The organism is Lactiplantibacillus argentoratensis (assembly GCF_037290055.1).
In the GTDB taxonomy this organism is placed as follows: Bacteria; Bacillota; Bacilli; order Lactobacillales; family Lactobacillaceae; genus Lactiplantibacillus; species Lactiplantibacillus plantarum.
In genome coordinates, this window is the sequence record NZ_CP147647.1 from 753,872 (window position 1) to 766,244 (window position 12,373).

A 12,373-nucleotide genomic window follows, 5' to 3' on the forward strand; every position below is an offset into this window, starting at 1 on the left:
TCGATATAAATTAATTGCTTATTAATTATAATGCATTCAGGTTGTTAGAGCGAATTCGTGGTTAAACGTAAAGGTTGCTAGGCATTTGTGTTTTCTTCACATTGAATGACAACTAATTTGGAGGTGCAATAACCCCGCGTTCTGTTTTGTATTGAATGGCTAACAAAAAATTGGCAGGTTGATTGTTAGCTTGGGTTGTCAGGATAAGTGAAAGAACTGTACAATGAATGTAATTAAATTTAGAGAAGGGGGAGCAACGGGTGAAATTATTTCAAACCAAGCATATTACTGTAAGCATTGCTAAAACAAGCCATCGGGAGAAGCTGGAAGGTCTGGTTTTCTGGGGATTATTATTGTTCCTAGTGATTTGGCGAAGAAAGCGGTAGGCGTATCGTTATGAATTTATGGAGGATTTTAGGGTGAAGAATAAGCAAGCTAATCAGATTTTAAGAGCTTGGGATTTAGCTGAAAAAATTAGTGGTGGTGAGCTTGACAAGAAGGCTAAATGGTTTAGTGGAGACATACGAAAAACAGCGTATCAGAAGCGTGAATCAGGTACAATAAATGAAAAAATATCTCAAAATAATCAATCAAGTGATCAACATGTGACGATTTCACTTTTGTACTTAGGTGAATATAAAAAGCAAGATTTACGAGATAGTATTCAAAATATTCGTTTTCGGGATACGGAAATGGTTCAAAATCGTGATCCTGCTAAGGGCTATAGTGTGGCATTAATCGTTAATAGCGCCTGGTCCTTTCAAAAGATTGAGGTACCTTATGCAGCTTATTTTTATTTGAAGCTTCGGCAAGAAAATATTGAGGAAGCGATGCATGGTCAACAATATGATGACTTCAAGAGCCAATTGTCGCAACAACTAGAAGAAGTTATTGATCGAAAACGAGCCGACTTAGCTGAGTGTTTGGCACTGGCTAACCAGATTGTACTGAAGACTTTTAAGTTAGCAGGTACGCGTAACGTTGGTCAGTTGCGGGGACTCTTTCAAATCCAAGATGAACCCCCGATGTTAAATAGTTTCTATACTGAGGATATTGAGCGTGTATTGCAGGCGTCTGCGGACGATTCATTACTATTGAAGTATTTAGGTTTAAATCCTGATGTTGCGACAAAGCAAGAAGTGGATCAGAATCGAGATTTTATTTCAAAATTATTGGATGTAGAAAATCTACCAGATGGGCGGTGGCCTGGACCTGAAAAGTACTTTCAGTCATTGATGCAGCAGGTGGCAGTCAATGTGATTCGTGACAAGGGACCAATTAAGACTGATCTAAAAACAGTGAATGGACCACCGGGGACCGGAAAAACAACGCTATTACAAGACGTGTTTGCCGATACGATCGTACAACAAGCTAAAGTAATGGCACAATTGGAAAAGCCAATGGATGGCTTTCGGAGAATTAAACCCATTGAGCTGTTTTCTAACTGTAAGTATAATGCTTATGAATTAATTCCTGCCCTACAAGGGTACGGTATTGTGGTGACGAGCAATAATAATTCTGCGGTTGCCAATATTTCAAAGGAATTTCCGAGTCGTAACAAAATCAGACAGTATCCTAACGAGAATCGTGAGAAACAAGATGAGTATCGGACTCAGCTAGAAGAAATTGACTACTTTAGCGATTTAGCGAATCGCATTTTGGAGACAGCGGACTCTTGGGGAATGTTTGCGGTTCCGATGGGGAGTAAGGCCAATCAGCAAAAGGTATTTAAACATATTAATCATGGCGTATTAAAGAAACAGTTAAGTGTATACTCGGATAGTTGGGCGGATGCACGACAGAATTTTAATACGGCATTGGAGGCAGTTCATCAGGAAAAAGCGCGATTACATCGAATGATTTCAATCGTTGAGCGGGCCAATCCATCCGTAGTTGATCAGGCTTACCTTGAGTTGAAAGTTGTAGACGAGGGGATTGAAGTACTAAATCAAGAAATCGCTAACTTGACACAAAAAATTGAGAATATAAGGCATAGATTAGTAACATTACCGAAAAAAAGATTTTTGATTTTCTGGCAACACGAAACGCCAACACATGATAGTCTAAGATTTCATATTTCTAATTTGAATAAAAAAATTGAAGGACTCAATGAACGACTAACAGATCGGCGAAAAGAACGACGGCATGTTGTTCATTTTATTGCACAGCAGGAAAAAATCATTCGAGAAGTTGAACCAATCCAAAAACAATTAGAAAAAGAGGGAATCGTTGTTTTTAATGATGACTTCTGGAGACAGCCGAATGATAAACGACAGCAGTCCTTACCAAATAATAGTAGGGTTCTCCAGAATAAGCGTGCAAAATTATTCATTGCTGCAATGCGGCTACGGAAGGTATTTGTTTGTGAGGCACGTGTCCCAATCTCGAACGCTTGGGAGTTTTTCGCGCATCAGGATAAGCTAGTCTTTGCTGAAGATACTTTGGCCCTAACTGCTGGTTTTCAAATTATGCAACTGCTGATTCCGGTCATGAGTACGACGTTAGCCAGTGTTGGACGAATGTTTGCCAATTTTGGTGAGAACACTATCGATAATGTTTATATTGATGAGTCTGGTCAAGCGACGCCGGCTTCTGCGGTTGGTATCGCGTGGCGCGCAAAACATCTAGTCGCGATTGGCGATCCTGCGCAAATTGAACCGGTTGTGACGACTAATGAGGCGACATTAAGAACAATTGCACGTGATTTCAAAGTGTCAGAACAATATTTGCTACCGACGACGTCTGTGCAGCAACTTGCGGATCAAGGTAGTATTTATGGTATGCATAAGTCCGATCATACATGGGTCGGAATACCGTTATGGGTTCATCGTCGCTGTGATTCACCGATGTTTGAAATTGCAAATGAAATTTCTTATGAGAATAAAATGGTTCAGGGAAAGCCGACGAAGCTGTCTCAGGTTAAACGTAGTCGCTGGATTAACTCAAAAGGAAAAGCAACGAATCAACAATTCGTCCCTGAAAATGTGACTGCTTTGGCACGAATAATGAAAAAGCGGCGTGATGAAGGCAAAAGTTTGGATCAAATGTTTGTTATTTCCCCCTTCCGTGCAGTGGTTAATGGTATTACTAACAAGTTGCCAAAAGAATTTGATGACGGTGTGATTTCTAAGGAATGGTTGAAAGAACATGTTGGCACTGTTCACAGATTTCAAGGTAAAGAAGCCGATGTTGTTTTCCTAATTATTGGAACTGACCAGGATACTGACGGTGGCGCTGACTGGGCATTTAGTAAACCTAATTTATTGAATGTGGCAGTGACGCGTGCTAGACATGATTTTTATTTGATTGGTGATTACCATCGGCTCAAAAGTAAGCCTTATGCTGAGGTAGCGGCTCGTCAGTTGCCATTATTGGATAATTAAGAAGTTATTGACTGTTACTTTTTAAGTTGTATAGAGCAGAACTCACACTAAAAAGTTGGGACAATTAGCTTACTTATTCGGTAGCTAATCTGAACAGTGTATTGTTATAGTTCGTATTCATGTAGATCGTCAAATTTCGCTAGATAGAGAATGGTTCTAGGTGATAGTTGGGGATGTATTTGATATATCATTAATAATGAATTATTGCTGTTAAGGTCGGAAGACAAAAATATTCGGATCGTTTAAACGACATCAATAGAAGATGCGCTAATACACTTTAAAATATAGAGAAGAGGCTTAATATGTCAAAATCGCATTCAACTAATCGAACGGTCACCTGGCTCCTCAATATCGTTAAACTAATTGGTCTATTCGCACTATATCAACTCGCTATGATTCCCACGATGATGCCAGCAATTCGACACGGGTTCTCGGTCACGGCAACACTAATTGCCGGAGTGGCAAGTTTAGTTTTGCTCGGATTACTCATTTGGTGGCTGGTAACGATTTATCGTCGTCAAGCGCCAATCGTGACCAGTTTATCACGACCGACGCGTCCGGCGTTAACGATAGTGGGCCTATTTATCCTGGTTGAGTTAGGTAACGTGTTGGCGGGACTTATCGTGAAACAAACCCCTGAAAACCAAGTGATTTTGGATAAGGTATTTACTACTAGTCCAGTCATTAATGTTGTCATGATGGCAGTACTGGCACCGATTGTCGAAGAACTGATTTTTCGTGGGCTGATGTATCGTTGGTTATTTCCGCGGGTCACAAATTGGGTGAGTTTCACGGTTGCATTAGTTTTTGCGAGTTTAGTATTTGCCCTTGCCCATACGTTATCGTTTAGCCCTGCGCTACTAGTCTACTTACCGATCGCCGTCGTGTTGACTTTTACGTACGTGTGGTTCAACGATATTCGCTATAGTATCGCTTTGCACATTATCAATAATTCATTAGCCATGGTTGGCATGTTGACCTTGCTTTCACGTTAAAACAGGTTGTCCTATTGATGTAGCGATTGACATGCGCGTATTAGTCGCGTGATGTGTAATGATTAAAAAATAGGCAGCGTCCAAATTTTGGGCGCTGCCTGTTTTGGTAGGGCTGAGTTAATAATAGATAGGAATTGGTCATGGTAACGTCATTAATAATGTTTATCTAACAATCTGATACGAATTGTTGAAAGACTGTCGTTAATCGGATAGAAATATACCACACTAGTTTCGTTTGTTTTTGAAAACAGTGGCTATTAATGATAACTAGGTAATGTTTGATTAGCAATTGTTGATTATCAAAATAACTTTATACTGTAAAATTGGAACGATGGTACTTCCTGGTTTGCGACTTATTCAACGACTAAAATTCATAATAGTCCTGATTAAATAAGACTTTCCAATGTTCAATCAGGACATAAGGGTGTAAACACCACCTAGCATTATGACATCATTGGTTTATAATGATATTTATATTAACTTATTGGAGTGAGTTTATGAATAAGAAATTATTATATACCAGTATCACCACTGCGGCATTATTCGTGGGGACCCAATTGGGTGTTAACAATGCGCAGGCCGACACGGCAACTGACAACAGCGATACGACGAATCAGACGAGTGCCACGCAGGGGAACGCTCAGACGGCAACTAACGAAAAGTTAGCAACGGTCAAACCGACTAGTCAGCAACAGTATCAAGCCAACGTGCAGACTGCCAAGGGGAATGTTGCCACGGTTCAAAACCAAGTCAACACGGCACAAGCTAAAGTGGCGACTGCACAGGGGCAAGTGACTAATCAAAGTCAACTAGTTGCGATTGGACAGTCCCAGTATGATGCTGGTAAAGCCCAAGTTGACCGCGCACAACAACAACTTGATACTAACAATCAAGTCATGGCTGAGGCTGAAACTAAAGTTGACGCTGCTAAGTCGCAAATGGCAGCAGCTGAAGCGCAAATTCCTGCTGACCAACAGCAAATTGCGGCCAACAAAGTCGCTATCGCCAACCAGCCAGCTACCGAGAAGAAAGCACAAACGGCTAAGGACGCGGCTGACACGGCCTTGACGCAAGCTAAAACTGAACAGGTCACGGCCCAATCTGATGCCGATGCAGCCAGTGCCGTCACTGCCGCTAAACAGGCGACGGTCGACCAAGCATCTGCCGCCCAGCAAAAAGCGGCCACCCAAGCAAATCAAGCTAAAGTGGCCGTAGCATCAGCGCAAGATGCGGTTAATAAAAATACCCAGGCAATCAATTCTGCCAAGACAGCGATTCAAAATACGACCGGTCAAATTAATGCGAATAATCAAGCTGTTTCCACAGCGCAAGCCAAAGTGACCGCAGCTCAAGCAGCTTTAGCGGCAGCAGAACGGCCAACGACCACGACGGAATCGCAAAATAAGTATGACGCTGGCGAATTCCCACAATCTCAATTGACTGGGGCCGAAACAGTCAGCGTCGCCTATCCAAGTAATGGCAAGTATATGCCTAATGCGGATAAAATCAATCAGTATATGTTTGAATATATCAATCAGCTACGGGCGCTGAATGGTCAACCAGCATTGAAACAGACGGCGACGTTGCAAAATAATGCGATTGCGCGAGCAGCTGCCCAAGTCGACGGTGGCTTGGATCATACTGGCTCAAGCTATGCAGAAAATTTAACACAAGTTTATCCGCAATGGTTCATGAGCGATCAAGAAACGGCCTATAATGCTGTGATGGGTTGGTATGATGAATCCAATAACGTTGAGTCCGGTTCCTTTGGTCACCGTGTCAACCTAATATACTCGACTGGTGATGCCGGAGTAGCCATCAACTTGGCCAAACACGTGGCAGCGTTTGAAGTCGATAATGCCGGGATGACGGAAGCCCAGCAAGTCAAGTATGATGACTTGTTTTACAATGCCCATACGAATGCCGCTACTGGGACTAAGGCCTTACCAGCCGTCACGTTCAATTACGTCCAGACGGCCCCCGCTGATCCGAAGAAGATTGCGGCAGCTAACGCAACGTTGATTGCGGCAACGGCTAGTTTGAATGGTTTACAAAATACCGGGAAGACATTAGCAACCACGCTGGCTAACCAAAATGCCAGTTTACAAGCTTTACAAAACCAGACAAGTGGTTTAAAAGCGACTGTTACGACTAAACAGGCCCAAGTTCAAGTCGCTGCAACTAGTTTGAAAGCGGCTAATGTTGCTTTGACGCAAGCTCAAGGGCAATTAGCAATGGCGCAACAGCAACAAGTATCGCCTGATCGCAATTTGAAGACAGCAATCGCGAAGACGGCCGCAGCGCAAGCAACTGCCACGCAAGCCGCTAAAGACTTAGCCAGTGCCAAGACATTGGTAGCCGACTTGACCGCTGAAAACGCCCGACTGACGGCTGAAATTGCGGCCTTGCCAGCGCGGATTGCAAGCATGAAGGCCCAAATTGCTACGGCTGAACAACAACTCGCTGCTGCCAAGGCCGTACTCGCGCAGGGGCAGGCTCAAGTCGATACAGCAAACGAGCAACTCGCTGCTGGAAAAGCGCAACTGGATCGTAAAAAGACCGATTTAGCACAATTTAAGCAGGTGCTCGGCGCTGCCAGAGTTGATCTCGCCGTTGCACAAGGTGATTTAACGGCTACTAAAGCCTTCTTGGCACGCGTCGAAGCTAACAAATTTACAACGACGACGGCTGCTGCGGCTGATGGAATTGCTGAAACAACAAATGTTGACCAATCGACTGGTGTTACCGCACCACATGCGACAGCTACTAAAACCGTAGCGAATAGTAATGGTACCATTAATGCCACGAGTACTAGCGTAGATGTTTCAGATGGCGATGTGACAACCAAGCTGGTTGCGGGAGCTAAACAGCAGCCAGTTGCCGCACAGGCCACGGCTTTACCACAGACGGATGAAAAACAGTCATCGAGTTTGACTGTGGTGGGATTACTAGCGGCAGGGTTCTCATTATTGGGTTTAACAAAGTTACGCAAACGCGCTTAATTTCTGAGCTCAAAGCTTTTTAGAATTATTGATCATATGAAATAATAAAAACAGTTGGACTAGGATAGCCGATGGATACCGGGAATGATAGATAGGCAATGAATGCTTACCTATGGTTGTCAATCAGCCGAAATCCTTGGCCTGACTGTTTTTTTAGTGGTTAGATATTAAGTTTAGTGAATTAAACATAACCGGTATTAACAATAAAAGACAACTCATTTTTGATATTTTGTACACGGCAAGGCTAATATTTAGTAATATATTAAGTAATACGGCCATTGAAGTTTTTTTGATTATTTAAATAAACGAATTAAATTAATGGATAATTAACGGAATAAAAAATGATCCGTTATTAAATGCAGAGTTGCAATTGACAGCCATGGTACATAATGTGTCCGTATAATCCCGTGGATGATTGGGGAATCCAGGGTGGCTAACTGCCGATTGCTTTAAGGGGAATTAAGGTTGTGAAAGGAATAGAGGTATGGGAAAAATCAGTAGCAGAATGGTTTTTGAAATCATCACGATTATCGGTATTGTCACTTTTGCCGTTATCAGTCTAACGCCATCAACGGCGAAGCAGCAAAGTGTGCAATTGGATCACGGACGGATGAGCTACAGCGGGGCCGTTTTGAAGCACAAGTTTGACGGTCAGGGGACGTTGCAGGTTAACAAACAGGGGCGCTACGTGGGTAATTTTACCAATGGCCGGTTTGAAGGTGCAGGCGAATTCATTGCACCGAACGGGTGGCGCTTGCAAGGCAACTTCAGCAAGGGTGCGTTGAATGGTGTGGTCAAACTGCGGGTCGGCAACAAGACTTATGCCAAAAAAATTACGGGGGACGGTAAGTTAGAAAATGCGGATTAAATGGTTTAGTTTAGTACGGATAACGGGACTCGTGCTGGTATTGACGTATCACTTTTTCCAAAACCAGTTTACTGGTGGCTTTATCGGGGTGGACATCTTCTTTACCTTCTCAGGGTTTTTGATTACGTCATTAATGGTGGACGAGTTTGCTCGTTCGGATAACTTTAAACTAATGTCTTTCTATGGTCGCCGGTTTTATCGAATTGTGCCACCATTATTTATTGCGGTGTTATTGGTGCTACCGCTAACTTACTTGATTGACCACGATTTTGTGACCGACATTGGTAAGCAGGTCGCGGCGGCTCTCGGATTTACGACTAATTATTTTGAAATTGCGACGGGTGGCAGTTATGAAAACAAGTTTATTCCGCACTTATTTGTCCATACGTGGTCATTAGCGGTTGAAATGCACTTTTATATTTTATGGGGCCTGATTGCGTGGTTGGTCGCTAAAATCAGTCGGCGGTTGGCGAGTGGTCGGCGCGCATTGACCCGTTTTCGCTGGGGCTTAGGACTGTTGACCACCGCTTTTGCGATTGAAAGCTTTGTCATGATGTACTTTGGCGCGGTCGGCTTAAAGGACTTTTCACCAGTCTACTTTTCAAGTCTGACCCACTGTTTTCCGTTCTTTGTCGGCGGGCTTATCGGTGTCCTGAGCGGCATCAAAGCTCAAGGGCCAATCTATCGTTGGACCACGGCGCACTGCAATCCGATCATTGCGGGCGCAGTGATGCTGATTAGTTTTATCTTGTTAGTTGCTTTAGGCGACCAGATGAAGTTCGATGCGTTGCAAACGTATCAGGGTGGGCTGTTACTGGCCACCGTACTCGCTGGTATCATGATCTATGGCGCCCGGTTGTTGCATGACCACACGCCGAACCTCAAGGAACCGCGGTGGATGACGTTTTTAGCGGACGTGAGCTACAGCGTGTATCTCTATCACTGGCCGTTGTACGTGATTTTTTCACACATGATGGTCAACTGGTTGGCGGCGCTGCTAACGACGATACTGTCCATTATCCTATCCGCGTTGTCGTACTACGTGTTAGAACCAGTGATTGCGGGCAAACACGCGCACGTTTTCGGTCATACGTTGACGTGGCGACAGTTGCAGTTGCCCGTTATCACTGCAGGAGTGCTGTTGGCAGTCAATACCGGGGTCGTGGTCAAAAATGCGCCGCAACTTTCGACGCTGGAACAGAATTTATGGGTGAGTGGGATTTACCAAGATATTGATAAAATCGGAACGACTCATGAAGCCGTGCTCGCGGCCGTGACGCCTAAGAAGAAGCAGGCAACGCCTAAAGCTGACCAAGAAAAGACCCCGGGCGTTTCCATTATTGGTGACAGTGTCACGCTGGGGACGCGCAGCTACCTGGGCGACCACGTCCCAAATAGCAGCATTGATGCGGAAGGCGATCGGACGATGAACCTGGCGTATAAAGTCATGATGAACCAGCAGCGAAGTCATACGCTGCGGCAGTACGTGGTAATTTGTATTGGAACCAACGCACTGGATGATTACGAAGAACAAACCATGAAGATCATTCATGACTTGGAGCCGGGGCACAAGTTGATTCTGATGACACCTTATAATGCCCGGGCCGATGCTGACTGGAATTCATCGAAGTTGGCTGTTTTGGAGCGGCGTTTGCCTGCTAAATATAAGTTCATTACGGTTGCCGATTGGGGCAAGATTGCCGCGCAACATCCGGAAGTCTTCAAAGGCACGGATGGCGTACACTTCGGTGGTATTCGCGCTGGCGATATTTTATATGCCAAGGTGATCAATCAAGCATTGCAAACCGCTCAGAAAACGCCGGGAAAACCAGCCTAGTTTAGGAAAACTAGAGAAAGTATCCGAGTTAATTCAATCAATAATAATCAGCTTGCGACGCGTAATTGGCAAGCTGGTTTTTTTATATCTGCAATTAAATTGCGTAGTATCAAGGATCGTCGCGACTAACCAGCGATATTTTAAGAACTGTTTTGGTAAATATGCATATTAATTGTCCGGAAATAAAATTATGGTTATTATAAGCATGTACTCAAATAAAACTGTAAGGAGTGATTAGAATGTTAGGATGGCTATGGTCATTAATTGTTGGTGGTGTCATTGGTGCGTTAGCAGGTGCGATTACCAGCCGTGACGTTCCAATGGGGATCATTGGCAATATTATTGCCGGTTTAGTTGGTGCCTGGATTGGTCAAGCATTGCTTGGAACTTGGGGACCTTCGTTAGCTGGTATGGCATTGGTACCCTCAATCTTAGGCGCTATTATCTTGGTATTAATCGTTTCTGCAATCTTCGGCATGCGTAAGAAACGTTAGGCGGTGATTAGATGAGCCGCTTAGCTAAGTTTACGGTGACGTTAGTCGGAATTGTATTGGTGTTATTAGCGGTTTTTGAACTGGGTCAGTTGTACCCGATCCCGTGGTTGACGTCCTGGTTAGCTAATCTGACGATTAACTACCCAATGGTTTGGAGTATCTTATTGATGGTCTTTGCCATTATTGCCGGAATCGTTGGTATCTTATTGGTAATTGTCGGCTTGTTTCGACCAGTTAAAGTCAGCACGTTGACGTATGATGGCAAGGTTGGCCAGTTAACGATTCCGCAACGGGCTTTGGAACGTGATTTGCAGTACCGACTCGTTAATCAGTTGAATCTAATTGATCCTGAGGTTCACTTGAAATTACGGCGTCGTCGCCGGGTACGAGTAAAGATTGATGCGATGGTTAATACTGACGCATCGTTAGAAACCACGGCCCAACAGGCGGCAACCTTGGCACAGGACTATTTGAAGAATCAATTGGGATTGACGGTCGAACAACCGGTAGTGCAAGTTAAGCCAGCAAATCACCAGCGTAAGTTAACCGTGGTGTAAAGGAGGGTCCTGATGAGTAACGCACAGTATGGTTTTCTGATTGGACTGCTTTTAGGTATCGTCTGGGTATTAACCAGTTTTTCGGCAGTCTTATTAGTCGCAGTTTTAGGGCTGATCGGCTGGGCGATTGGACGGTTTGTCCACGTCGATTTGGCTGCAGTTAGTCAGAAGTTGAGTGAGTATTTATCTAAATAATGGGAGGAATTACAATGGCACAACCAGAACAACAATTACAGACTCAATTGACGTTTGATGACGGTGTGATTGAAAAAATCGCCGGTCTAGCTTCACGCAATGTTGACGGCGTGTTATCCCTAGAAGGCGGCATGTTAAGCAATTTAACGAACCGCTTTCGTGATGAAGCTGACCCGACGCAGGGGGTTGACGCCCAAGTTGGTAAGAAACAAGTTGCTTTAGATATGACGATGATCGTTGAATATGGTAAGGACATGCGACAAATCTTCAATCAAATTTGTCAACGTGTTCAGCAAGATGTTGAACGGTATACTGGCTTGAAGGTCATTGAAATTAAGGTACATGTCAGTGACGTCATGAGTAAGCGTGATTGGCAAGATCAGGCCACTGGCAAACCAAATACGGATCAATCAACAGATAAACGGCAAGTTGAATAGCATGGTCGTTTAGAGTAGTCATTGGTAAGACGATTTTTGACAAAACAAGGAGGAATTTTGATGGAAGCAACAGCGACATCTTTAAAACCAGAAGTTGTTTTTGACGATACGGTATTGGCAAAGATTGCTAGTAACACGGCCCAAGAAGTCGAAGGGGTATTGAGCTTACAGGGAAATCTGATTGATGATATTTCCAATCGCTTTACGGATAAGGATCGCCCGCAAACCGGCGTTTCAGTGGATACCGATGACGATGATCAGACGGTTGGAATCGAATTGACGGCCATTCTAGCTTATGGTAAGAATGGTCAGGAGATTCTAGCGCGGGTGGCGGATAAAGTTGCCAAGGCCGTTAAATCAATGACTGGTTATCAAGTGACTAAGTTAAAATTAGTCGTTAAAGACATGTTAACGACAGAAGAGTGGCGGCAACAAAATGACAAGCAAGAAAAAGCACCAGAAAAGAAACACCCAGAACCAAAGGATGACGGCCCACATTAATGGCAGCCGTAATGGTTAAAGGTACTCGCAAATTAGGCGGGTACCTTTTTTAGTGATGAGCGTTACATGAAGAAATATCCTGAGCTAAGTTCGTAATTGCGTTT

The 12,373-nt window shown here is 43.9% G+C and carries 10 protein-coding genes; all 10 read left to right on the forward strand.

The genetic code is table 11. The features are described from left to right. Positions 1 to 419: 419 nt before the first annotated feature. The 10 genes from V7R88_RS03480 (at position 420) to V7R88_RS03525 (ending at position 12,269) form a co-directional block, all read left to right on the forward strand. On the forward strand, positions 420 to 3,383 hold the full coding sequence (locus tag V7R88_RS03480; RefSeq protein WP_338816447.1) for a DEAD/DEAH box helicase: 2,964 nt from the start codon (positions 420 to 422) through the stop codon (positions 3,381 to 3,383). A gap of 302 nt (positions 3,384 to 3,685) precedes the next feature. Beyond that, positions 3,686 to 4,378, forward strand: coding sequence for a CPBP family intramembrane glutamic endopeptidase (locus V7R88_RS03485; protein ID WP_338816449.1), 693 nt, complete (start codon positions 3,686 to 3,688; stop codon positions 4,376 to 4,378). A gap of 497 nt (positions 4,379 to 4,875) precedes the next feature. Further along, positions 4,876 to 7,380, forward strand: coding sequence for a CAP domain-containing protein (locus V7R88_RS03490; RefSeq protein WP_338816450.1), 2,505 nt, complete (start codon positions 4,876 to 4,878; stop codon positions 7,378 to 7,380). 484 nt (positions 7,381 to 7,864) lie between these two features. After that, complete coding sequence (locus V7R88_RS03495; RefSeq protein WP_011101208.1) at positions 7,865 to 8,248, forward strand: hypothetical protein; 384 nt, start codon at positions 7,865 to 7,867, stop codon at positions 8,246 to 8,248. Next, a complete protein-coding gene (locus V7R88_RS03500; protein WP_338816451.1) occupies positions 8,238 to 10,085 on the forward strand; it encodes an acyltransferase family protein in 1,848 nt (615 codons plus the stop codon). The genes V7R88_RS03495 and V7R88_RS03500 overlap by 11 nt, the downstream gene beginning before the upstream one ends. Before the next feature lie 239 nt (positions 10,086 to 10,324). Next, positions 10,325 to 10,579 carry a GlsB/YeaQ/YmgE family stress response membrane protein gene (locus V7R88_RS03505; protein ID WP_003641172.1) on the forward strand — a complete coding sequence of 85 codons (255 nt, stop codon included), beginning with the start codon at positions 10,325 to 10,327 and terminating at the stop codon, positions 10,577 to 10,579. Between the two features lie 11 nt (positions 10,580 to 10,590). Continuing rightward, complete coding sequence (gene amaP / locus V7R88_RS03510) at positions 10,591 to 11,136, forward strand: alkaline shock response membrane anchor protein AmaP (protein ID WP_210697023.1); 546 nt, start codon at positions 10,591 to 10,593, stop codon at positions 11,134 to 11,136. Positions 11,137 to 11,148: 12 nt separating this feature from the next. After that, positions 11,149 to 11,331, forward strand: a complete 183-nt coding sequence (locus tag V7R88_RS03515) for a hypothetical protein (protein WP_003641174.1) — start codon at positions 11,149 to 11,151, stop codon at positions 11,329 to 11,331. 14 nt (positions 11,332 to 11,345) lie between these two features. After that, positions 11,346 to 11,768: an Asp23/Gls24 family envelope stress response protein gene (locus V7R88_RS03520; RefSeq protein WP_003644046.1), complete on the forward strand. Its 423-nt coding sequence runs from the start codon at positions 11,346 to 11,348 to the stop codon at positions 11,766 to 11,768. 60 nt (positions 11,769 to 11,828) lie between these two features. Then, positions 11,829 to 12,269, forward strand: coding sequence for an Asp23/Gls24 family envelope stress response protein (locus V7R88_RS03525; RefSeq protein ID WP_003641176.1), 441 nt, complete (start codon positions 11,829 to 11,831; stop codon positions 12,267 to 12,269). Positions 12,270 to 12,373: the final 104 nt, after the last annotated feature.